18 protein-coding genes and 1 riboswitch are annotated in these 23,646 nt (G+C 63.3%); of the genes, 13 read left to right on the top strand and 5 right to left on the bottom strand.

Annotation, left to right across the window (positions count from 1 at the left end):
• Positions 1 to 22: 22 nt before the first annotated feature.
• Positions 23 to 1,339 (bottom strand): NCS2 family permease, encoded by a 1,317-nt coding sequence (locus ACREP4_RS03960; protein WP_431594913.1) that lies wholly within the window; start codon positions 1,337 to 1,339, stop codon positions 23 to 25.
• A gap of 292 nt (positions 1,340 to 1,631) precedes the next feature.
• Positions 1,632 to 3,296, bottom strand: coding sequence for an energy-dependent translational throttle protein EttA (ettA, locus tag ACREP4_RS03965; protein WP_431594914.1), 1,665 nt, complete (start codon positions 3,294 to 3,296; stop codon positions 1,632 to 1,634).
• Between the two features lie 218 nt (positions 3,297 to 3,514).
• On the opposite strand from ettA, the gene ACREP4_RS03970 reads away from it, so the two are divergent.
• Positions 3,515 to 3,970, top strand: a complete 456-nt coding sequence (locus ACREP4_RS03970) for an RcnB family protein (RefSeq protein WP_431594915.1) — start codon at positions 3,515 to 3,517, stop codon at positions 3,968 to 3,970.
• Between the two features lie 179 nt (positions 3,971 to 4,149).
• Here the strand turns inward: ACREP4_RS03970 and ACREP4_RS03975 are convergent, their stop codons facing one another.
• Positions 4,150 to 11,478, bottom strand: coding sequence for an MBG domain-containing protein (locus tag ACREP4_RS03975; RefSeq protein ID WP_431594916.1), 7,329 nt, complete (start codon positions 11,476 to 11,478; stop codon positions 4,150 to 4,152).
• Positions 11,479 to 11,489: 11 nt separating this feature from the next.
• Complete coding sequence (locus ACREP4_RS03980; RefSeq protein WP_431594917.1) at positions 11,490 to 13,187, bottom strand: ShlB/FhaC/HecB family hemolysin secretion/activation protein; 1,698 nt, start codon at positions 13,185 to 13,187, stop codon at positions 11,490 to 11,492.
• A 238-nt stretch (positions 13,188 to 13,425) separates the two neighbouring features.
• Between ACREP4_RS03980 and glyA the strand changes: the two genes are divergently transcribed.
• The 5 genes from glyA (at position 13,426) to ribD (ending at position 17,490) form a co-directional block, all read left to right on the top strand.
• Complete coding sequence (glyA, locus tag ACREP4_RS03985; RefSeq protein WP_431594918.1) at positions 13,426 to 14,679, top strand: serine hydroxymethyltransferase; 1,254 nt, start codon at positions 13,426 to 13,428, stop codon at positions 14,677 to 14,679.
• A gap of 73 nt (positions 14,680 to 14,752) precedes the next feature.
• Entirely contained in the window at positions 14,753 to 15,172 is a 420-nt protein-coding gene (locus tag ACREP4_RS03990; RefSeq protein ID WP_431594919.1) for a four helix bundle protein, read from the top strand.
• Positions 15,172 to 15,693, top strand: coding sequence for a transcriptional regulator NrdR (nrdR, locus tag ACREP4_RS03995; RefSeq protein WP_431594920.1), 522 nt, complete (start codon positions 15,172 to 15,174; stop codon positions 15,691 to 15,693). Before ACREP4_RS03990 ends, nrdR begins: the two co-directional genes overlap by 1 nt.
• 5 nt (positions 15,694 to 15,698) lie before the next feature.
• The gene (locus ACREP4_RS04000) at positions 15,699 to 16,166 is read left to right on the top strand and encodes a GNAT family N-acetyltransferase (protein ID WP_431594921.1); all 468 of its coding nucleotides are present in this window, start codon (positions 15,699 to 15,701) and stop codon (positions 16,164 to 16,166) included.
• A gap of 235 nt (positions 16,167 to 16,401) precedes the next feature.
• On the top strand, positions 16,402 to 17,490 hold the full coding sequence (ribD, locus tag ACREP4_RS04005; protein WP_431594922.1) for a bifunctional diaminohydroxyphosphoribosylaminopyrimidine deaminase/5-amino-6-(5-phosphoribosylamino)uracil reductase RibD: 1,089 nt from the start codon (positions 16,402 to 16,404) through the stop codon (positions 17,488 to 17,490).
• 109 nt (positions 17,491 to 17,599) lie between these two features.
• On the opposite strand, the gene ACREP4_RS04010 is transcribed toward ribD, so the two are convergent.
• Positions 17,600 to 18,223: an outer membrane beta-barrel protein gene (locus ACREP4_RS04010; protein WP_431594923.1), complete on the bottom strand. Its 624-nt coding sequence runs from the start codon at positions 18,221 to 18,223 to the stop codon at positions 17,600 to 17,602.
• Positions 18,224 to 18,387: 164 nt separating this feature from the next.
• Positions 18,388 to 18,554: riboswitch (FMN riboswitch) on the top strand.
• 76 nt (positions 18,555 to 18,630) lie between these two features.
• Here ACREP4_RS04010 and ACREP4_RS04015 point away from each other — a divergent pair.
• From ACREP4_RS04015 to ACREP4_RS04045, 7 genes are all read left to right on the top strand, one after another.
• Complete coding sequence (locus tag ACREP4_RS04015) at positions 18,631 to 19,233, top strand: riboflavin synthase (protein ID WP_431594924.1); 603 nt, start codon at positions 18,631 to 18,633, stop codon at positions 19,231 to 19,233.
• A complete protein-coding gene (gene ribB, locus ACREP4_RS04020) occupies positions 19,230 to 20,330 on the top strand; it encodes a 3,4-dihydroxy-2-butanone-4-phosphate synthase (RefSeq protein WP_431594925.1) in 1,101 nt (366 codons plus the stop codon). The genes ACREP4_RS04015 and ribB overlap by 4 nt, the downstream gene beginning before the upstream one ends.
• Positions 20,331 to 20,470: 140 nt before the next feature.
• Positions 20,471 to 20,938 carry a 6,7-dimethyl-8-ribityllumazine synthase gene (gene ribH / locus ACREP4_RS04025; RefSeq protein ID WP_431594926.1) on the top strand — a complete coding sequence of 156 codons (468 nt, stop codon included), beginning with the start codon at positions 20,471 to 20,473 and terminating at the stop codon, positions 20,936 to 20,938.
• Entirely contained in the window at positions 20,935 to 21,414 is a 480-nt protein-coding gene (gene nusB / locus ACREP4_RS04030; RefSeq protein WP_057633372.1) for a transcription antitermination factor NusB, read from the top strand. The genes ribH and nusB overlap by 4 nt, the downstream gene beginning before the upstream one ends.
• A gap of 103 nt (positions 21,415 to 21,517) precedes the next feature.
• The gene (thiL, locus tag ACREP4_RS04035) at positions 21,518 to 22,504 is read left to right on the top strand and encodes a thiamine-phosphate kinase (protein ID WP_431595311.1); all 987 of its coding nucleotides are present in this window, start codon (positions 21,518 to 21,520) and stop codon (positions 22,502 to 22,504) included.
• A gap of 135 nt (positions 22,505 to 22,639) precedes the next feature.
• On the top strand, positions 22,640 to 23,074 hold the full coding sequence (locus tag ACREP4_RS04040; RefSeq protein ID WP_431594927.1) for a roadblock/LC7 domain-containing protein: 435 nt from the start codon (positions 22,640 to 22,642) through the stop codon (positions 23,072 to 23,074).
• Positions 23,075 to 23,232: 158 nt separating this feature from the next.
• A complete protein-coding gene (locus tag ACREP4_RS04045; RefSeq protein ID WP_431594928.1) occupies positions 23,233 to 23,595 on the top strand; it encodes a roadblock/LC7 domain-containing protein in 363 nt (120 codons plus the stop codon).
• Positions 23,596 to 23,646: the final 51 nt, after the last annotated feature.

The following is a 23,646-nucleotide window of genomic DNA, read 5'->3' on the forward strand; positions in this document are numbered from 1 at the left end:
GCCAGCCGCATCGCAGCGCGGCTCACTCCAGCGCGTAGCGCAGCACAAACAACCCGGCCACCAACCACACGGCCGGGCGCACTTCACGCCAACGGCCGGTGCCGGCCTTCAATGCGGCATAGGCGATGAAGCCGAACGCCAGGCCATTGGCGATGGAGTAGGTGAACGGCATTGCCAGCGCACACAACGCCGCCGGCACCGACTCGGTGAGGTCGTCCCACTTCACTTCGACCAGCTCGCGCAGCATCAGTCCGGCCACGAACAACAGCGCCGGTGCGGTCGCGTAGGACGGCACCATCGCCGCCAGTGGCGAGAACAACAACGCGGCCAGGAACAACGCGGCGACGACCAATGCAGTCAGTCCGGTGCGGCCGCCGACCTGCACGCCGGAGGCGCTCTCGGCGAAGGCGGTGGTCGAGCTGGTGCCCAGCAACGAGCCGGCCACAATCGCGGTACTGTCGGCCAGCAGGGCGCGGCCAAAGCGCTTCTTGCCATCGTCCAGTTTCAACAAACCGGCACGGCCGACCACGCCATACAGCGTGCCGGTGGCATCGAACACTTCCACCAGTACGAACACCAGCACCACCTGCAGCAACACCGCCAGCGGCGCGCCGCCGTCGTGATGCAGCAGGCCGGGCAGATCCAGCTGCAGGAAGGTCGGGGCAAGGCTGGGCGGCAGCGACACGATGCCCTGGTACTGCACATTGCCGATGGCCCACGCCACGCCGGTGACGGCGAGGATGCCGATCAGAATCGCGCCGCGTACCTTGCGCGCTTCCAGTACCGATATCAGCAGAAAACCGCCCAGCGCCAGCAACGGCGGCGCGGTGTTGAGTGGCCCCAGCGTGAGCATGGTGTCTTCGTTGGCAACGATCACATTGGACTTCTGCAACGCGATGATTGCCAGGAACAAACCGATGCCGGCGACAATCGCCGAGCGCAGTGACGCGGGAATGCCCGCCACCAGCCATGCGCGCACGCCGGTCAAGGTCAGCACCCAGAACAGCAGGCCGGAGATGAACACCGCCGCCAGCGCCTGCTGCCACGGCAAGCCGGTCGCGCCCACCACGGTGAACGCGAAGAACGCATTCAAGCCCATGCCCGGCGCCATGCCGACCGGGAAGTTCGCCGCCAGCGCCATCACCGCCGAACCGACGGCCGCGGCAAGGCAGGTCGCCACGAACACCGCGCCCGGATCCATGCCGGTGGTGCCGAGGATTTCCGGGTTGACGAAGACGATGTAGGACATCGTCAGGAAGGTGGTCAGGCCGGCCAGCACTTCAGTGCGGACGCTGGTGCCGTGCTGCTGCAGCTTGAACAGGCGGTCGAGTAAAGACATGGAAATGTTCCGGTGGATTGGATGCTTTCCCCTCCCTTGGCGGAAAGGAGAGGCGGCTGCTGTTGTTTCGTTGGTTGCCTTTGCAGGGGAAGGCTACCCTCTCCCCAACCCCTCTCCCGTAAAGGGAGAGGGGCCCGAATCCTGCAGGTCGAATGTTTGCTTGCGATCGCAGCTTGAAAGCCCCTCTCCCTTTACGGGAGAGGGGTTGGGGAGAGGGAGCCAGAATATCCGGCAGCCAATGTGGCCGAGCAAAAAAGCAGACGGCCGCACTGGGCGGCCGTCTGTGGGGCTCTTACTTGAGCGCCTTGAAGCGCAGGCGCTTCGGCGCTGCGTCGTCGCCCATGCGGCGGCGCTTGTCTTCTTCGTACTCGCGGTAGTTGCCCTGGAAGAACTCCACGTGCGAATCGCCCTCGAACGCCAGGATGTGGGTCGCGATGCGATCCAGGAACCAGCGGTCATGCGAAATCACGAAGGTGTTGCCCGGGAACTCCAGCAGCGCATCTTCCAGCGCACGCAGGGTTTCGATGTCCAGATCGTTGGACGGTTCATCGAGCAGCAGCACGTTGCCACCCTGCAGCAGGGTCTTGGCCATGTGCAGGCGGCCACGCTCACCACCGGACAGCGAACCGACCAGCTTCTGCTGGTCCTGGCCCTTGAAGTTGAAGCGGCCGATGTAGGCGCGCGACTGGATCTCCACGCCGTTGATGTTGAGGATGTCCAGGCCGCCAGCGATTTCCTGGAACACGTTGTGGTTGCCTTCCAGCGCGTCGCGGCTCTGGTCCACGTAGGACAGCTTGACGGTCGGGCCGACCACGATCTCACCGGAATCCGGCTTTTCCTGGCCGGTGATCATCTTGAACAGGGTCGACTTACCGGCACCGTTGGGGCCGATGATGCCGACGATGGCGCCGGCCGGCACCAGGAAGCTCAGTTCGTCGAACAACAGACGGTCACCGAACTTCTTGGAGACGTTCTTGAACTCCATCACCGAGTTGCCCAGGCGCTCGCCCGGCGGGATGAAGATTTCATTGGTCTCGTTGCGCTTCTGGTAGTCAACCGACTGCAGCTCTTCCAGGCGTGCAAGACGTGCCTTGCCCTTGGTACGGCCGCCCTTGGCGTTCTGGCGCGACCATTCCAGTTCCTTCTGGATTGCCTTCTGGCGCGACTTCTCCTGGTTGTCTTCCTGCTTCAGGCGCTCGTCCTTCTGCATCAGCCAGTCGGTGTAGTTGCCCTTCCACGGAATGCCGCGGCCGCGGTCCAGTTCCAGGATCCACTCGGCGGCGTTGTCCAGGAAGTAGCGATCATGGGTAACAGCCACCACGGTGCCGGTGTAGCGCGCCAGGAACTGTTCCAGCCATTCCACGGACTCGGCGTCCAGGTGGTTGGTCGGTTCGTCGAGCAGCAGCATGTCCGGCTTCTGCAGCAGCAGGCGGCACAGGGCGACGCGGCGCTTCTCACCACCGGACAGCTTGCCCACGATGGCTTCCCACGGCGGCAGGCGCAGCGCGTCGGCGGCCACGTCCAGCTGGTTTTCCAGAGTGTGGGCATCGCCAGCGGCGAGGATCGCCTCCAGGCGCTCCTGTTCTTTGGCCAGCTTGTCGAAATCGGCGCCTTCCTCGGCATAGGCCAGATAGACCGCGTCCAGCGCGGCCTGGGCCTGCAGCACTTCGCCCACGCCTTCCTCGACGGCTTCACGCACGGTCTTGGTCGGGTCCAGCTCCGGCTCCTGGGCCAGGTAGCCGACCTTGATGCCGGCCTGCGGGCGGGCTTCGCCCTCGAAATCGGTGTCCACGCCGGCCATGATCTTCAGCACGGTCGACTTGCCGGCGCCGTTCAGGCCAAGCAGGCCGATCTTGGCGCCGGGGAAGAACGACAGCGAGATGTCCTTGATGATCTGCCGCTTGGGCGGGACCACCTTGCTGACGCGGTTCATGGTGTAGATGTATTGCGAGGACATGACGTCTCCGTAGCGCACGCCCGCCCCCGGTCCGGGACTGGACAGGGCACAAGGCAAAAAGGAATCGCCAATTATAGCCGCAAGCCCGGGGAGGCCGGCTGAGGCGTGTGGCTTGCTCATTTATGAATGGGATTAGTCCGGAAACGGTTCCAGCCGGAATCTGTTCATATCGCGTGAGCATTATGGAAACCGTCCACCCAAACCTGCGAAGGCCACCCATGAAGATGAACCGCCTAATTGTCGCTGCGATGACCGCCCTGCTGGCTTTCGGCGCCACCGCCCCGGCCTTCGCCGCAGGCGACCGGGACCATGACCGTGGCCGCCACGGCTGGGACGATCGCGGTCGCGGCCATGATCGCGGCCGAGGCCACGACCGTCGTGATGACCGCCGCCATTACAGCAACGGTTACCGTGAGGGTTACCGCGACGCCCGTTACAACGACCGTCGTTACCATGCGCCGCCGCCGCGTGTGGTTTATCGCCCGTATGGTTTCCAGCGCGGCCACCGCTACGGCAACTACTACGGTGGCCCGGTGTATGTGGTCAACGATTACAGCCGCCACCACCTGCATCGCCCGCCGCATGGCCACCACTGGATCCGTGATGACCGCGGCAACATGCTGATGGTCGCTATCGCCACCGGCATCATCGCGGACATTGTGTTCAACCATTGAGCACTGGCCATGAGTAGCTGAGTCACGTCACAGCTGATGACCTGTGGAGCTGGGAGGAGCTTTGTGGGGAAGGGGGTTTTCTTTCCCCCTCTCCCCAACCCCTCTCCCGCGAGGGGAGAGGGGCTTGATTGAAAAAGGCGCATCGAACGATGCGCCTTTTCTGTTTCAACAACCGGCCATCACTCCGGTTGGCGAGCGAGGCAACCGATCTCCCCAATCGACGTGCACGCGTCGCTGGCCGGCCTGATGGCCGCGTCGCTCATCCGGTACAGCGGCGCATCCGGTGAATCGGTGAGCGCGCGGGCGACGGGCTTGCTCAGGTTGGCCGCCACTTCGCGGCCAATCTGCACGTTGTGCCAGTTGGGCACATCAACGACTTCCAGCGTTCCTTCGCGATAGGTGACGTCGTAGTTACCGAGCTGCGCACCGTGCGCATCACTGGCGACGATGGTGTAAGTACCCGGCTTGGCGCTCACGTCACCGCCGTTGCTGGACAGCTTGACGCCATCAAGCGTGTCGCCATTGAGCAGACCATCTGCGGTGTAGCCGTTGAACAACGTGGACTGGCCGGTGTTCTTGCTGGCGTTGTTGGCCGTGATGGTCAGGCCGGCTTTACCGATGGACAACACGCCGTCGGTGTAAGTGATGTCGTAGTTGGACAGCCCGGTGCCGTCTGCGTTGGAAGCAGTGATCGTGTAATCGCCGACGTTGGCGGTGGCGGCGCTGCCGTTGCTGCCCAGATCAACCGACGCCACGTTGTCGGTGTTGAGCAAGCCATCAACGCGGTAGCCAGCCAATCCACCGTTCTGACCGTAGGTCTTGCCACCGTTGTTGGCGGTGATGGTCAGGCCGGCTTTACCGATGGACAGCACGCCGTCGGTGTAGGTGATGTCGTAGTTGGACAGGCCGGTGCCGTCTGCATTGCTGGCGGTGATTTTGTAGTTGCCGACGTTGGCGGTGGCGGCGCTGCCGTTGCTGCCCAGATCGACCGACAACACGTTGTCGGTGTTGAGCAAGCCATCAACGCGGTAGCTACCCAGGCCACCATTCTGGCCATAGGTCTTGCCGCCGTTGTTGGCCGTGATGGTCAGGCCGGCTTTACCGATGGACAACACGCCGTCGGTGTAAGTGATGTCGTAGTTGGACAGCCCGGTGCCGTCGGCGTTGCTGGCGGTGATGGTGTAGTTGCCGACGTTGGCGGTGGCGCCGGTGCCGTTGCTGCCCAGATCAACCGACGCCACGTTGTCGGTGTTGAGCAAGCCATCAACGCGGTAGCCACCCAGACCACCATTCTGGCCATAGGTCTTGCTGCCGTTGTCAGCGGTGATGGTCAGTCCAGCTTTGCCGATGGACAACACGCCGTCGGTGTAAGTGATGTCGTAGTTGGACAGGCCGGTGCCATCGGCGTTGCTGGCGGTGATGGTGTAGTTGCCGACGTTGGCGGTGGCGGCGCTGCCGTTGCTGCCCAGATCAACCGACGCCACGTTGTCGGTGTTGAGCAAGCCATCAACGCGGTAGCCAGCCAATCCACCGTTCTGACCGTAGGTCTTGCCACCGTTGTTGGCGGTGATGGTCAGGCCGGCTTTACCGATGGACAGCACGCCGTCGGTGTAGGTGATGTCGTAGTTGGACAGGCCGGTGCCGTCTGCATTGCTGGCGGTGATGGTGTAGTTGCCGACGTTGGCGGTAGCGCCGGTGCCGTTGCTGCCCAGATCAACCGACGCCACGTTGTCGGTGTTGAGCAAGCCATCAACGCGGTAGCCAGCCAATCCACCGTTCTGACCGTAGGTCTTGCCACCGTTGTTGGCGGTGATGGTCAGCCCAGCCTTGCCGATGGACAGCACGCCGTCGGTGTAGGTGATGTCGTAGTTGGACAGCCCGGTGCCATCGGCGTTGCTGGCGGTGATCGTGTAGTTGCCGACGTTGGCGGTAGCGCCGGTGCCGTTGCTGCCCAGATCAACCGACGCCACGTTGTCGGTGTTGAGCAAGCCATCCACGCGGTAGCCACCCAGACCGCCATTCTGGCCATAGGTCTTGTTCCCGTTGTTGGCCGTGATGGTCAATCCAGCCTTGCCGATGGACAGCACGCCATCGTTGTAAGTGATGTCGTAGTTGGACAGGCCAGTGCCGTCAGCGTTGGAAGCAGTGATCGTGTAATCGCCGACGTTGGCGGTAGCGCCGGTGCCGTTGCTGCCCAGATCGACCGACGCCACGTTGTCGGTGTTGAGCAAGCCATCGACGCGGTAGCCACCCAGACCGCCATTCTGGCCATAGGTCTTGTTGCCATCCTGCGCGGTGATGTTGAGTGCCCTGCGGTCTACGAACAATTGCCCCGGAGCGAACGTCAGTGCGTAGCCGGAGCTGCCAGCATCCAGCGTGCCTTGGGCTACATCAATCGCATACGGCGACGTGGAAGCATTGGCGTTGCCGCTTGCGCCTGTCGAGGTGAGGTGCGGCATGCCTGAAAACACCCCGGCAAAACTGTCGCCGAAATACGCGCCGGCCACGCCGCCCATCAAGCCGCTGGTGGTGAAGGCGTTGGTCAGGTCAGCGGTATCGCCATAGATTTTGTGAAGTACTGCGCCTGTCACGGTCAGGGTCGGCTGCCACGCAAACAGATAGCGATTGCCAGCTGCGGAGGTTCCCGCGAATGCGCCGGTATTCCAGATGGCGGTGTTGCCGCTGTCCAGGTTGCCGAAGTTGTGCGCGGACGTTGGAGAGCTCAGGTAGATGTGCCAGCGGCCATTACCGTTCAACCGAATCGCGCTGGCACCGTAGCGATTGTCGAAGTTGCCATCGGTTGCCAGATCAACGTTGTTGGAGTAGATCTGGCCGGTCAGCCGCAGGTCGCCAGCCGTGCGGGCTTTCAGATGGCCAACGCTGGATGTACCAAGCGAAAGCGCGGTCGAACTGACGATGTCTGCATTATCTGCGCCCACTGACACGTCGTCACCAAACGCATTCTGCGGGTTGCTCAGGATGATGTCGTCAGCGGCATTGAGCTGGCTGGTACCAGCGACATTCAACGCTCCACTCTGCTGGATGGAGCCGTTGCTGATTGCCCCAAGCTGGCCCTGTATCGTGGCATCGTCGAAGACGATCCCGTTGCCCGACAGGAAGGTGCTTCCTGCGATCACGGCATTGCCCAGTCTCAGTCCGCCGTAGGCCGTTGCAGAAAGACTGTCTGCCTGCACAACGTCCAGATCAAGTGCGAATGCACTGGCTATCTGAATCGCGCCACCGTCCAGCGCTACCGCGCCACCGAAATTGTTGCCGATGTTGCCCAGCGTGATGTTGCCCTGCGATTTGAAGTTGGCAGCGCCCCCCACCGAATAAGCAGCTGTCTGGGTGATATCACCGACAACATCCACGGCAAGGTTGCCGGTTGTCCTGATGCCCTGGGTATTCAACGATGCGCCGCGCACGGTCAACGCGTCCAATGCGGTAGTCGCGCCAATATGATCACCAATGGTCACCGCACCGGTAGCGGCGATGTCCAGTGCATGCGCGCCGTTGATCGCCCCCGCAAAGGAGACAGTTCGTGCATCCACGGTCACATCATCGGTCAACAAAACAGGACGATTGAACACGGCGCTGGTATCGACGCTTACGTCGCCTCCCAGCGTGGTGGTGCCGCCGCCTTGTACCAGCAGACTCCGCACATTGACCGCGCCGCCGAAGATGGTGCCAGCACCACCTGTTGCGGCCAGTGCCCAAGGCCCGACAACGGTGCTTCCGAAGGTCGTTGTACCGTTCTGGCTGTGCACGCTGGTGAGTGCTTTCAGGTTCACCGCATCATTGAAGGCAACGTTGCCACTGGCGGTGACCCCGCCGCCCAGCTCGGTGGTGCCGGCGGCATTTGTCGTCAGTGACGCCAATGCGGTGATACCTCCTACCGTGCCACCGAAGCGGGTGACACCGGCGGTATTGACCTGCAGCGCATAGCCACCGTCGATGCTGCCGCCAAACCCGATGTCGCCTACTCCGATACTGGCAAGGGCCACGTCCTTGGTCATCACCACTGATGCGTTGTACTGCTGCGCACCGCTGGTCGTTACCGATGTCCCCAGGAAGCCGAGCGCGGCACTGTCGACCTGCAGGCGGGTCAGTGCACTGCTTGCGCCGACCGATCCGACATGCACCGCGCCATTGCCTGCATTCAATGCCAATGCGTGCGGGCCATCCACGGCTGCCAGAGTCAGGTTGCCTTGCAAGCTGGTCAGGCTGCTGTCGCCGTTCAACTGCAGCGCGCCGTTGAACGTCTGCGCGCCAGTTGTGGTCACTGCGCTATCGATGGCCGCTGGGCCTGACACCGACAGGCTGGAGAGCGCTGTCGATTGCCCTACACCTCCGGCAATTCGGACCGCGCTACCTGAGTTCAGCGCAAGTCCAAATCCTCCATCAATGCTACCGGTGATGTTCAGCGCTCCACCTGCGACCAGCGAGGTGTCACGCGTCAATCCAAGTGCGCCGACGTAGCGTTGGTAGCCTGTCGTGGTTATGTTGCTGAAAAATTGCAGCTGGGCTGCCCCGGCCTCCAGGTTGCGCGCACTGACACCGCCCAATTTGAGCAGGTCGCCTGCATTGATGAGGACATCAGTGCCCATCAGATTGACATGGCCGCCAAATGCATTGCGGGCGCCCAATGTGATGTTGCCGACACGCGCGTTGAATACGCTTGCACCGGAAACGTCCAGCGTCCCGAATTGGCTGATGGAACCGCCGTCAACCCACAGGTGACCGCCATCGGTGACCGTGATGGAGCCCAGCAACATTGCCCCCCCGATAAGAGTGGCGCCACCGATTCCGATGGTGGCGTTATCCAGTGCCAGGGCACCGAAGGCCTGTGCGCCCAGCGTAGTGGCCTGGGCGTGGCTGATGTCCAGCGCTGAGTTTGCAAAGATTTGGACATCGCTGCCGTCGAGCGCAACCTTGCCGTGGAAGTTATTCTCTGCTCCCAGCAACAGATCGCCATCCGAAGCGAAGCTGGCATCGCCGCCAACGGAGTAGGCCCCGGTCTGCTGCGCGATACTGTCGGAGACGTTTAGGCTGAGGTTGCCGCTGGTGTTGATGCGCCGCGCGCCGAATGACCCAGCAGAGACTGCCAGTGATGCCAGTGCATTTGTTGCCCCTACATCACCCTGGAAATGCGTTTGCGCCGCTGCATTTGTCGTCAGTGCATGGGCGCCATCCAGCGTGCCTTGGAAGAAAATGGAGTTAGAGAAACTCGTAAGCGCGGTATTGCCGAAAAGTACGACCTTGTCACCATAAATCTGGTTACCCGAAGTCCGGACAACACCCGACAAGCGCGTATCACCAACCCCGTCGGTCATTAATGATGCCAATGCAGTGGTGCTGCCAAGACCGCCAGCCAGCGTCGTGGTGCCCGCCGTGTTTACTGACAGTGAATGCGCGCCGTTGGCTCCGGCATTGATGCTGATGGAATCACCATGCGTGCTTGTCAGCGTGACATTGCCAGCCAGTACCAATTCGTCGTCGTAGGTCTGCGCACCGCGGGTGGTCACATTGCCGCCCAGCTGGGTGCTGCCACCGGCATCGGTGATCAGCGAATCCAGATTGACCACGCCGCCAAATGTGGTCCGCCCGGTCGTGTTGGCGACCAAGCCGGCGGTGCCAGTGACGCTGCTGCCAAACGAAATGTTGCCGGCCGCCGCACTGCTCACCGTGACAGGCCCGGTCAGCGAAACGGTATCGCCATAAGTCTGGCTTCCCGTTGTTCGCACATTGCCGCCCAACCGGGTACTACCCGCTGCATCGGTGGTCAAGGAAGCAAGGGCTGTAGTCCCACCTATGGCGCCAGCGAAGGTGGTGGTTCCCGCAGTATTGACGGTCAAACCATGTGCGCCATTGATGGTGGAGCTGAAGTCGATGGCACCTGCCGACTGGCTGCCCAGCGAGGTCGCCCCCCACAAGTTCACCGGACCGCCGTAGCGCTGCATGCCAGTGGTGGTGACGTTCGACGGCAACGATATGCCCGATGCACCGGCGACATCCAGCGACGTCAACGCTGTTGAGCCTCCCACCGCACCACCAAAACTGACTTCCCCACCCGCTGTGACCGACAAGGCATGGGCGCCGTCAATCACTCCGTTGAATCTGATCGTACCCAGTGAACTGGACAGGGCAGTGTCCCTCCCCAGCACTACGGCGCCGTTGTATCTCTGCGCCCCAGCACTACGGATCACGGCAGGCAGATATATGGATCCAGCGGTTGCGTCCAGTGAGTCAACTTTGACGTTGCCCAAGGCCAAGCTGCCAGCGGCTGAGATGGCTACATTGCCGGCGTCGAGCGATACATTCCCGCCGAAGCGGTTGCCGGCATTGGTCAACGCTACATCTTTGGATACGTTGCTCAGCGCGGTGGTACCCGTCACCTCCAGCGCCCCGGTCTGGGTAAGAGCGGTGGAGTTGCTCAATGCAAGATTTCCGCTAACCGTTCCGCCGATTCTGGCTACCTCGTTGGTCGCACTGCTCAGTGCGGCGTCGCCGGTGACATTCAAATCAAGCGCTCTGGTGACCAGGCGCCCGGCACTTTGGCTGACGCCTTTATCACCGACAAAGCGGATGCTTTCGGCGTTGACATCACCTGATATTTGCAGCCCTCCGCCAACGACATCTGCAGAAAGCAGCTGCGTCGCCACCACCGCGCCACCCAGGTTGATGGCCGACGCTGCCAGTGCTGGATGCAGGTTTGCCTGCAATACGATCCGGTCGGCCGTGATGGTGCCGGTGTTGCTCACGGCAGCGGAGGTGCCGCCCGGCAAGCTGCTGGTAGCCCCATTCAACAGTGCCGTGGCACCTGACAGAGGATCGTAAGTGAGCAGGACATTGCCGGCCGAAATCAGATTCACCGTTCCGCCGGTGATAACGCCGCTGTTGGAAACAGAAGATCCCATCAACACTACCGGGCCACTGCTGGTGATGGCCCCTGCATTGCTGACGCCTGCCGCTGCGCCGTTCTGAGCAAACACATAGTTCCTGTTGTCATCGTCCTGGCTCAACGCCAGCGAGCTGGCAACCAGCCCAGCAACACTCACTTGCGCTCCACTGCCGAAGGCAATGCCGCTGGGGTTGATCAGGAACACATGGCCATTCGATTTCAATGCGCCATCAATGCTGCTCGGCGTCCCGCTGGACACCATGTTCAAGGTGACGCTGTTTGCATCTGGAGTGGTGATGTTGACGGCGCCACCCTCGCCGATATTGAAACTCCCCCAGTGGATCAGTGCTTTGGCCTGAGCCTGGGTAATCGTCATCGTGTTGCCATTAATCGAGATGGTTGCGCCGGTGGCGGCCCCACTTCCCGGCAACTCCACGGCCTGCGCCCCTGCAGCGTAGGCAAGCGCCAATGCCAACGGCAGCAGGCGCAGGCGTGCCGGCAGGCGACGGGAAGCGCCGGTGGCTGCGCGTGGGGACGCGCCGATTTCGGAGGTCACCTGGACTTGGCCAAGAGCGTGGTTGAACACAAGACGGTAGATGCGATTCATGGTTCAGATCCTCAGAAATTCATACCGATGCGCGCCCACACCTGGACGTCATCAGCATCGGGGGCGCGGTAGCGGCCAGTTGGTTTAGCGGCGCTCAGGTCCAGCTTCAGCGCGGGCTGCCAGGGGAGGTGCAGGCCAACGGCGATGCCGGCGCCTTCCAGCGTGGTCGGCAGGATGCCGAGGCGGCGGTTGTCCGACGCCGGCGACGTGCGGCCCCAGTCGTAGAACAGCGACAGCTCCAGCAGATCGCCCCAGCGGCGGCCGTTGAACGGCGACGGCGTGTCGGCAAAGCCCGGTGCGCTGAGTTGGTACTCAAACGTGGCTTGCACGCCGCGGTCGCCCAAGGCGGCGGACAGCGGATAGGCGCGCACGCTGGTCGGCCCGCCCACGCTGAACTGCTCCATCGGGGTGAGCGCGTCATCGGTGAACTGGGCGCTGCCACGCAGCAGCAGGCGCTGGTTGGCAGGCAGGGCCTGCAGACGCGCAGCGGTCAAGCGGCTGACCCAGAAGTACGCGTCGTGGGCGGGATACAGCCAGTTCATCGGCGAGGATTGGTCGTCGAAGGATTTGCGTACCGACAGTTGCGCCAGGTTGATGCCGCGCCAGCGGCGGTCGGTATGGCGCAGGCTCAAGCCCGCATCGACCACGTTGAAGGCATGCCGCGACAACTCCATGCCCAGGCCGTCGAGCCGCGATTGTTCGTGGATCAGCCGGGCCGAGGCCTGTACCTGCAGGTCGGTGCGCTGGATGAACTTCCAGTCGCTGCCGGCATAGAACTGCGTGGTCGGGCCGTTGATGCCGAGGGCGGCGAACGGGCCGGAGTTCAGTTCCATTTCGCTGCGGCTGATGCCGGCAATGGCGCTCAGTCCGTCCACCTGGGACGAGGGAATGCTCAACGACAGTGCCGCCTGCCAGCTGTCGGCCGGGTTCAGCCCGTAGCCGACGCTGGCGGCCAGCACGTCACCGGCGCCCAGCGCGTTGAACGCGCTCACGCCCAGCTCGGCGCGGTACTTGCCGGTGCTGTCGGTGCCGTGGTTGCTCAGCCCCGCGCTGATTTCGTAAGGGTGGGTGCTGTCGGTGGCCACCAGGATGATGTCGGTTTCGCCTTCGTTCTGGCCCGGCTGCAGCACCGAGGTGACCGACACGCCGGGCAGATCGCGGGCGTAGAGCAGGGCGCGGTCCAGTTCGGCCTTGCGCAGCGGCCGGCCGATCAAGCCCAGGCTGCTGGCGTTGAGCTGGTCGTCGCGATAACGCTGGCTGCCTTGCACCAGCACCCGGCCGACGCGGCCTTCCATGACTTTCAGGGTCAGTGTCTGGTTGTCGCCAATCTGCTGCGGCGGCACGTAGGCCAGCGACACCAGAAACCCCGCATCGCGGTAAGCCTGGGTGATGCGGTTGTTGATCTGCTGGATCTGCTCGAAATTCAGCGCCGCCGGCAGCGTTGGGCTGATCTCACGCAGCGCCTGGTTGGCGATGGCATCAATGGCCGCCGGGCTGATGCCGCTGGCCGGGTGCTCGCCCACGCCTTCCACGGTGACCCGGGCAATCTGCAAGGTGGCCGCTGCCGGTGCAGTGGCCGGCGCGGCATCGGCCGTCTGCGCCCAGACGGACTGGCCGTTAACGGCGGCCAGCGCCAAGGCAAGCAGGCCCGCGCGCAGCGGCAGCGGGCGGAAGGGGCGGGCATAGCGGGAGCGGCCAGGGCGTTGCATCAGAGCGTGTTCCTTACGGTTCAAAGGCGCCGTGCGGCGGATAGAACCGGCGGCTTATCTGGTTAACCGTGAGAAGCAGGCGGAGACGATCACCGTTCTTACGAAACCGTTTTATTGTGTGACGGTCGTCTCATTTGGGTCCTGTGCGTGGCGGCGGCCATAACGCCGATAAAGGGGCGGCTGGACGGCCGGAACGGGCTACAATCGGCAGCTCCCTCGCCCAGTACCAGGAGCTGTGATGTTCTCGCGTGATGTCCGTATCGAGTCCTACGATCCCGAGTTGGCCAAGGCCATTGCCCAGGAATGCCAGCGCCAGGAAGACCATGTCGAGCTGATTGCCAGCGAAAACTACGCCAGCCCGATGGTGATGGAAGCCCAGGGCAGCCAGCTGACCAACAAATATGCCGAGGGTTACCCGGGCAAGCGCTATTACGGCGGCTGTGAATATGTGGACGTGGCCGAAAAGCTCGCCATCGACCGCCTCAAGCAGCTGTTCGGCGCCGATTACGCCAACGTGCAGCCGCACAGCGGCTCGCAGGCCAACCAGGCCGTCTACTTCGCGCTGCTGCAGCCGGGCGACACCATCCTGGGCATGAGTCTGGCCCACGGCGGTCACCTGACCCACGGTGCCAAGGTCAATGCCTCGGGCAAGATTTTCAACGCGATCCAGTACGGCGTGAACGAAGCCGGCCTGATCGACTACGACGAAGTCGAGCGCCTGGCGCTGGAACACAAGCCGAAGATGGTGGTTGCCGGTTTCTCGGCTTACTCGCAGGTCATCGACTGGGCACGTTTCCGTGCCATCGCCGACAAGGTGGGCGCGTACCTGTTCGTGGACATGGCGCACGTCGCCGGTCTGATCGCCGCAGGCGTCTACCCGAACCCGATCGAGCACGCGCACGTGGTGACCTCGACCACCCACAAGACCCTGCGTGGTCCGCGTGGTGGCTTCATCATCGCCAAGGGCGCCGGTGAGGAAATCGAGAAGAAGCTGCAGTCCATCGTGTTCCCGGGCATCCAGGGCGGCCCGCTGATGCACGTCATCGCCGCCAAGGCCGTGGCGTTCAAGGAAGCGCTGGAGCCGGAATTCAAGGCCTACCAGCAGCAGGTGGTGAAGAACGCCCAGGCGATGGCGACCACGCTGATTTCGCGCGGCTACAAGATCGTCTCCGGCGGCACCCAGAACCATCTGATGCTGGTGGACATGATCGGCAAGGACGTGTCCGGCAAGGACGCAGAAGCCGCGCTGGGCAAGGCCCACATCACCGTCAACAAGAACTCGGTGCCCAACGACCCGCGTTCGCCGTTCGTGACCTCGGGCCTGCGCCTGGGCACCCCGGCCATCACCACCCGCGGTTACAAGGAAGCAGACAGCGTGGCCCTGGCCAACTGGATTGCCGACGTGTTGGACAACCCGAGCGATGAAAAGGTGATTGCCGGCGTGCGTGAGAACGTCACCCTGCAGTGCAAGCAGTTCCCGGTTTACGGCTGATAGCTGGGAACCGGGATTAGGGAACAGGGAATGACAGGCCGTTGTGGCCTGTCAGTGTCATCCAGGGATGGGCATGGCAACGAATTTCCGCGACTTGAGGGTGTGGGAAGAAGCGATGGTCCTGGTGGAGAAGGTCTATGAAATCGCAGCGCGGTTTCCGCTCGACGAGCGGTTCGGTCTGAGCAGTCAGATCAAGCGGGTCGCGGTTTCCGTGCCTTCGTGCATCGCCGAAGGCAATGCACGGTATTCCATCCCCGATTACCTGCGCTTTCTTTCCATGGCATCCGGTTCACTGGCGGAACTCCAGACCCAGCTGTTGCTTGCGCTGCGTCTGGGCTTTGTCGATCAGGTGGTGGCCGATACGGCGTTGGCACAGCACCGCAGCGTTTCCATCCAGTTGCAGGCGCTGAAGAAAGCGCTTCAACGTAAAGTGGCGAAAGCAGCGGAAATCCCGCATTCCCCGCTCCCTGATCCCCATTCCCGGTTCTGCTGATGCATTGTCCCTTCTGCCAACACACTGACACCCGCGTGATCGACTCCCGCGTTTCCGAAGATGGCGCGACCATCCGCCGTCGTCGTGGCTGTGAGGCTTGCGGTGAGCGTTTCAGTACGTTGGAAACCATCGAACTCAAACTGCCGGTCATCGTCAAAAGTGATGGTGGGCGCGAGGCCTTCGATGCGCGCAAGTTGCGGGTAGGGTTTGATCGCGCGCTGCGCAAGCGGCCGGTGTCGGAAGAACGTATCGAAGCGGCAGTACGCGCGGTGGTGCACCAGTTGCGCATGAGCGGCGAACGCGAAGTGCCGTCGATCCGCCTGGGTGAGTTCGTCATGGATGAACTGCGCAAGCTCGACCATGTCGGCTATGTGCGCTTCGCCTCGGTGTACCGCAGTTTTGAAGACGTGGCCGATTTTCGCGACGAGATCGAAAAACTCGAGCGCGACCATCCCACCGACGACGATCAACTTCCCTTGCTGGAAGGCGGTGCCCGCCGCGCCAGGAAAATCGCACGCTGAAACCGATGCGCATCGTCAATCTGCACGACCGGCTGGCCGTGCTGCCCGCGTTGGCGGCTGCGCATGTGCAGGCCTTCGGCGCGTTGCTGCCTGACTGGACACTCGCCCAAGCCGAGCAGGAATTGCGGACGCAACAACGCGACGCCATTCCCTGCACCTGGCTGGCCGAGGATGACGCCGGTTGGCTCGGTTCGGTAAGCCTGCTGCACGACGATCACGAACAGATCCGTGGCTGGTCGCCTTGGTTGGCGTCGCTGTATGTACAACCGCGCGCACGCGGCAAGGGCGTCGGCGCGCAACTGGTGCGCCATTGCGTCGCCCAGGCCGCCGCGCTCGATGTGCCAACGCTGTATCTGTACTGCGAAGCGCAGAAAGTGGACTGGTACCTGAGCCTGGGCTGGCACGTACACACCCAGTTGCAGCTGGGGCCGCTGGCGATCACCGTGATGGCGATTGCGACCAGAGATTCGTAGAGAAGCCGTTCGTCGGCTCCATGGGTTGCTTGTAGGAGCGGCCTTGGTCGCGAAACTGACCATGTCCCGGCTTCGCGGCCAAGGCCGCTCCTGCGAACGCCGTCATGCACATTTACGGATCAGCAATCCCGCCCATCCATGCAACCGCCATTGATTGGCTCTACTCTTCCCTGCAGAAAATGCCGCGCGACGCAGCTGTTGCGTGATTGCGCGATGCACCGTATCGGAGACCTTCATGCACGCTTTCACCGCCACCGACCACCTGCTGATGGCCCGCGCATTGCGCCTGGCCGAGCGTGCCGCGTGGACCACGCGGCCCAATCCGATGGTCGGTTGCGTCATCGCTCACGGTGACGAGGTGGTGGGCGAGGGCTGGCACCAGCGTGCCGGTGGCCCGCATGCCGAAGTGTTCGCCTTGCGCCAAGCCGGTGAGCGCGCACGCGGCGCCACCGCGTACGTCACCTTGGAGCCGTGTGCGCATTACGGCCGCACGCCGCCGTGTGCATTGGCCTTGATCGAAGCCGGCGTGGCGCGCGTGGTTGCGGCGATGGGCGATCCGTTCCCGGATGTCGATGGCGGCGGTTTCGCACTGCTGCGGCAGGCCGGCATCGAGGTTGCGGTGGGTTTGATGGGCGACAAGGCGCGCGAACTCAACCAAGGCTTTCTGTCGCGCATTGAACGCGGGCGTCCCTTTGTGCGCATCAAACTGGCCGGCAGTCTGGACGGACGCACGGCGATGGCCAACGGTGAATCCAAGTGGATCACCGGCGAAGCGGCGCGTGCCGACGTGCAGCACTGGCGCGCACGCGCCGGTGCCATTCTGACCGGCGCGGCGACCGTGCTGGCCGATGATCCGCTGTTGACCGCGCGGCCAGAAACAGGCGAGTTCCTGCCGCCATTGCGGGTGGTGCTGGACGCGCAGTTGCGCACCTTGCACTGCGCCCGCGTGCGCGAAGGTGATGCGGCCACCTTGTACCTGCACGATCCCGCATTGACTGCGCCGGTGCTGGATGGCGCCGAATTCGCCGCGTCGCCGCTGCTGGCCGATGGCCGCTTTGATCTGCACGCGGTGATGGCCTCGCTGGCCGCGCGCGGCATCAATGAAGTGCATGTCGAAGCCGGCCCCACACTCTGCGGCGCGCTGGTCAACGCAGGTCTGGTGGATGAGGTGTTGCTGTACATCGCGCCGTTGTTGATGGGCGACAGCGCCAAGCCGCTGCTTGCCGGCCTGGGCATCGAAACGATGGCGCAGGCGGTTCGGTTGGACGTGAAGGATGCGCGGATGCTCGGCAAGGACCTGCGACTGTCGTTGCGTCCTGCCTGATACGAGCAAGCCCGCGGAGGTGGGGTTTGCACGCACTGGCGCGATGGCGGCGGTGCAACAAAAACGGGAGCCTTTCGGCTCCCGTCGTGTCCAATCCAGTGCGGCTGGATCAGAAGCTGGCGCGCACGCCGGCGGAGTACTGGGTGACGTCCTGCAGCATCTGCACTTCAGCCACCAGGCCCCAGGTCTTGTTGAACTTCACCTGGCCGCCCAGCACGCCGACGAACTCGCTGTCGATGTCGCTGCCGTCGATCACGCCGGCCTTCAGCCAGGCTTCGGTACGGGCCGAGGGCTTGCCACGGACGCCCAGCGTGGCGCGGCCGGCGGTGGTGTGGTCCTTGATCGTTTCGCCGGTATAGCCGGGCGTGCCGGAGATCTTCGCTTCGACATTCAGGCGCAGCACGGCGATATCGGCAGTGAAATCCACGCGATCGGACATGTTCATGTGGTAACCGATGCCCAGCTCCGGCTGGCCTACTTCGTACTTCACGCGGGTGCCGTAGACACGCTGGCTCTTGGAGGCCTGCGAGTAGCCGCCGAACACGTTGACCTGCTCGGCAATGGCGAACGAGCCGCGCACATAGCCGCCATTGGCGTGGGGATCGTTCAGGAAATCGTCGTTGACGCGGACCTGGGTCAGGCCACCTTCGACGTAGGTGTAGCTCAGCTCGTCAGCGGACGCAGCAAACGGGGTGGCTGCCAGCAGGGCAGCCAGAAACAGGGTCTTGCGCATGGGGATTCCTTTGTTCAGAAAGTGATGTCCATTTCGGCCAGCCCTTTGCGGGCTGGTTCCGCGACCTCATGTCGCGGCGGGGTGATTCTAACGAAAAATTTACATTAAGCCAGCCATTCACCGGCACTGGTACAATCGCCGCGCCGGTTCGCCGGCAATCACACAAACGTCTTCAGGGCGGGGTGCAATTCCCCACCGGCGGTAGGCAGGGAATCCCCGATGGGGCCCTTGTGAGCCCGCGAGCGCTTTGCCTGGTTCTGCCAGTCAAAGGTCAGCAGATCCGGTCAGATGCCGGAGCCGACGGTCATAGTCCGGATGAAAGAAGACGGTGTTTCGGGCCCTTTGCGGGGTCCGTGCGCCTGTTTGCCTTGCGGCGTTTTTCGCTCACCAACTGCGGAGAACGTTTAGTGTTCACTGGAATCATCGAAGGCGTCGGCCGTCTGGCCGCACGCGAACCCATCGGCGGCGATGTCCGCTTCACCTTCAATGTCGGCAACCTGCCGTTTGATCAGGTGCAGATGGGCGAAAGCATCGCCATCAACGGCGTATGCCTGACTGTCATCGAATTCGACGGCAACAGCTTCAAGGCCGATGCCTCGACCGAAACCCTGGCGTTGACCACGCTGGGGGCATTGGCCGAAGGCGCGGTCATCAATCTCGAACGCGCCATGCGCCCAACCGACCGTCTCGGCGGCCACCTGGTCAGCGGCCACGTCGATGGCCTCGGCAAGGTGCTGTCCATCCACGAGGATGCGCGTTCGCTGCGTTGGCGTTTTGCAGCGCCTAAACCGCTGCTCAAGTACATCGCCAAGAAGGGCTCGATCTGCGTGGATGGCGTCAGCCTCACCGTCAACGAAGCCGATGACGAAGGTTTTGAGGTGGCGTTGATCCCGCACACCGTCGCCAACACCGCGTTCTCGGCCACGGCCGTGGGCAGTGCGGTGAATCTGGAAATCGATCTGGTCGCCCGCTATGTCGAGCGCCTGCTGGGCCAAGGAGCCGCGCAATGAATTTCGCCCCCGTTCCGGAACTGCTGGAAGAAATCCGCGCTGGTCGCATGGTCGTCATCGTCGATGACGAAGACCGCGAGAACGAAGGCGACCTGATCATGGCCGCCGAGCTGGTCAAGCCGTCGGACATCAATTTCATGGTCACGCATGGCCGTGGTCTGGTGTGTCTGCCGCTGACCCGCACCCGCGCCGCCGACCTCGGTCTGGCGCCGATGGTGCAGGCCAATACCGCGCAGTTCCAGACCAACTTCACGGTCAGCATCGAAGCGGCCGAAGGCGTCACCACCGGCATCTCCGCGCACGACCGCGCACACACCATCCGTACGGCGGTGAAGCCCAACGCCAAGCCGTCGGATCTGCACCAGCCGGGCCACATCTTCCCGCTGATCGCTCAACCGGGCGGCGTGCTGACCCGCGCCGGTCACACCGAGGCGGGCGTGGATCTGGCCATGTTGGCCGGGCTGGAGCCGGCCGGTGTGCTGGTGGAAATCCTCAACCCCGACGGCAGCATGGCGCGCCGCCCGGAGTTGGAAGTGTTCGCCCGCGAACACGGTTTGAAGATGGGCTCCATCGCCGACTTGATCGCCTACCGTCTGGCCACCGAGCACACCGTCGAGCGTGTGGACGAACGTGAGATCGAGACCGAATTCGGCCCGTTCAAGCTCGTCACCTACCGCGACCGCATTGCCAACGACCTGCATTTCGCACTGGTCCGAGGCACCCCGGACAAGGACACGCCCACCTTGGTGCGCGTGCAGGTGGAAAACCCGCTGGCCGATCTGCTGCATTGGCGTCGTGATGATTTCGGCGTGGCCAACACCGACGCGCTGCGCGCCATCGACGCGGCTGGAGCCGGCGTGATGGTGGTGTTGTCGGCACCGCGCGATACCAGCGCGTTGTTGGCCCGCTTGCTGCAGCAGCCGGCGCCGGTCGTCCCGGGCAAGGACAAGGATGTGAGCCAGTGGCGCCGTAACGGTGCCGGTGCGCAGATCCTGGCCGACCTCGGCCTGGGCAAGCTGCGCGTGCTCGGTACGCCGCGCCGGCAGATCGGCCTGGCCGGCTATGGGCTGGAGATTGTCGAGACCGTACAGGCCTGAGGCCTGAGGCCTGAGTGTGGGGGGAGGGAGCGGCTTTTTGCCTTTTCCTCCCCAATCACCGCGCTCTACTCGCATCCCGGCCCGCACCCCCACTGCCCGCGCACGTTAAACTTACCCACCCTCAGGATCCCCCACACCCCATGAGCCACTACGAAGGCGACCTCCGCCCGGCCGGTCCGGCCCGTTTTGCCATCATCGCCAGCCGCTGGAACGCCCGCATCACCGATGTGCTGGTGGCCGGTGCACGCCAGAGCCTGGCCGGTAACGGCATCGGCGAGGACGCCATCGACGTGGTGCGCGTGCCCGGTGCGTGGGAAATTCCGCTGGTGGCGACCCGTTTGGCCGCCGCTGGTCAGCATGCCGCCATCATTACCTTGGGCTGTGTGATCCGTGGCGACACCCGCCATTACGAACACGTTGCCGACCGTTGCGCCGAGGGCCTGATGCGTGCGCAGCTGGACTTCGGCGTGCCGGTGCTCAATGGCGTGCTGGCGGTGGAACGGGTGGAGGATGCCGAGGCCCGCGCAGGCGGCAGCCACGGCAACAAGGGTGAGGAGGCCGCATTGGCGGCCTTGGAAATGGTCAATCTTCTGGAGCAGTTGCCATGAACAACAAGAACAACGGCAAGCCTGCCGGAAAGCCGGTCCGTCGCGATGGCGTCGACCCGGTGCTGCGCTCGCGCGCCCGTCGTCGTGCCCTGCAGGCGATCTACGCCTGGCAGATTTCCGGCGGTAACGCCGAGTCGCTGCTGGCGCAGTTCGCCCACGAGCAGGCGCATGAAATCGCCGATCTGACCTACTTCGAGAGCCTGCTGCGTGGCGTGCTCGACAACCGCCGTGATCTGGACGAGGCGCTGGCGCCGTTCGTGGACCGTGGCGTGGAAGAAGTGGATGCCATCGAACGCGCCGTGCTGCGCGTGGCTGCCTACGAACTGCGTTACCGCCAGGACGTGCCCTATCGCGTGGTGATCAACGAGGCCATCGAAACCGCCAAGCGGTTTGGTTCCGAACACGGCCACACCTACGTCAACGGCGTGCTCGACCGCGCTGCGGTGGAATGGCGCAAGACTGAATCGGGCCACTAAGCCCGGGCGGGCGGTGACTTCCGCCAGCGGTTTTCCATCACTGCGCCGGGGCCGGCATCATCGGCTCCGGCGTTGTTGTTTTTAGAGGGGCCTGAACATGAGCCTGGACGAGTTTGGTCTGATCGAGCGCATCCGCCGCCGTGCCGGTGCGCGGGACGATGTCGCGCTGGGCATTGGCGATGACGCCGCGCTGCTGCAGATGCCGGCCGGCCAGCAATTGGTGGTCACCGCCGACACGCTCAACAGCGGTGTGCATTTCCCGCCAGAGACGCCGCCGGCCGACATCGGCTGGAAGGCGTTGGCGGTGAATCTTTCCGATCTCGCCGCGATGGGCGCTGCGCCGGCCTGGTGCACCTTGTCGCTGTCGTTACCGGAGGCGTCGCCCGATTGGGTGGATGCCTTCGCCGATGGCTTCTTCCAGTTGGCCGATCAACATGGCATCGCCTTGATTGGTGGCGACACCACGCGCGGTCCGCTGTCGATCTCGATCACCGCGATGGGGCATGTGCCGGCCGGCGAAGCACTGCGCCGTGATGGCGCACAAGCCGGCGACGATGTGTGGGTGACTGGCGTGCCCGGCGAAGCGGGTGTGGCCTTGGCGTTGTGGCAGCAGCAGCGGCTGGACGTCAGCGTCGCGTCCGCAGATACCGTGCTGGAATACCTGCGCTGCCGATTGGCACGGCCGACGCCGCGCTTGGCGGCAGGCTTGGCACTGCGGGGTTTGGCGACCGCCGCCATTGATGTATCCGATGGCCTGCTGGCCGACCTGGGCCACATCTGCGAGCGCAGCCAGGTCGCTGCGGAAGTGCTGGAAAGTGCGTTGCCAACCTCGTCGATGGCCGACCAAGTGGGCGAGACCGAATTGTTCCGCGCGCTGCGTGCGACGGCGGGTGACGACTACGAGGTGTGCTTCACCGCGCCGGCCGCGCTGCGTGCACAGGTGTCCGAAAGCATGGCCTGCGTAGCAGTTCCGGTGTCCCGTATTGGCTATATTCGGGCCGGAAGTGGGGTTCAACTGGTCAATGGGGAGGGCACGGTGTTGGCGACATCGCGGTTGGGCTTCGACCATTTTTCGGTAGCAGGTCAATAAGAAAAGCCCGCCGCGCGGCGTGTGGATTCCATTCACACATCATCCACCTATTCATATTTATCATCGCAACCGTGATGAGCGTCGTGTTTTTGATGCGGGGGTTCGCATCGGCGACGGCAAGCAGGGGGCTTGGTAGTGGAAACGGCAACGCTGGAAAAGGTCAGGGCGAAGATCGGGGATGTAGGTGCGCCTTTGGCGTCGGGTGATAACCCGGCATTGGAAGCCGAACTGGATGCCGTCCTGTCCCGTGGCACGGGGGTTTCAATGTTGCTGGTATCGACCGGGGACGGCCGCGCCGTTGCCCATCGTTCCTACAACACGCTTGATCCGCGCCGCCTTTCGGCGATGAGCAATTCCTTCCTTACCTTGGGCGAAACACTGTCGCGCGAGCTCGGCCTGAGCACGGCTGATTACGTGACGCTGTCCACCTCACAGGGAAGCATGGTGCTGGTGCGTGTGGCTGCGGGACGGCCGTACACATTGGCGGCATTGGGGCATGCCGACACGTCGCTTGCGATCTTGTTGTACACGGCCCGCGATGCCGCGGCCCGGATCGGATCATTGCTGTAAATCCTGTTGCAACGCGCCTGTGTCAGCGGTGCTCCGGCTGTCATGCGACAGACCGGCACCGATGGATTGGGTTCTGCAAATACGCGTTCTGCTCATTCCGCGCTACGGCATGGCGACGCATCCTGGCAAGACAACAAAACGAGTGCACGGAGAAAGACATGGCTGGAAACGTCAAACTGGAAAAGCTCAATGAGATCGCTGGCTTCGTCGGTGCAGCGCTGGTGGACAGCGACAGCGGCATGGCCCTTGGCATGCTCGGTGGCGGCCCGATCAACCTGGAAGTCGCTGCAGCCGGCAACACCGAAGTGGTGCGCGCAAAGCGTCGCGTTGCCGCATCGCTGGGCCTGTCCGACAGCATCGAGGACATCCTGATCACGCTGTCCAAGCAGTACCACCTGGTGCGTCCGTTGGAGAGCAACCAGGATCTGTTCCTGTATGTGGTGCTGGACCGTTCCCGTGCCAACCTGGCGCTCGCCCGCCATGAGCTGAAGTCGTTTGAGCAGACGCTCGATTTCAAGTGATCTGTTGACGCATCGCTGCCCGCCTTCCGGGCAGCGGTGTGCATGACGCAC

It is taken from the genome of Stenotrophomonas sp., assembly GCF_050737575.1.
Classification (GTDB): Bacteria; Pseudomonadota; Gammaproteobacteria; order Xanthomonadales; family Xanthomonadaceae; genus Stenotrophomonas.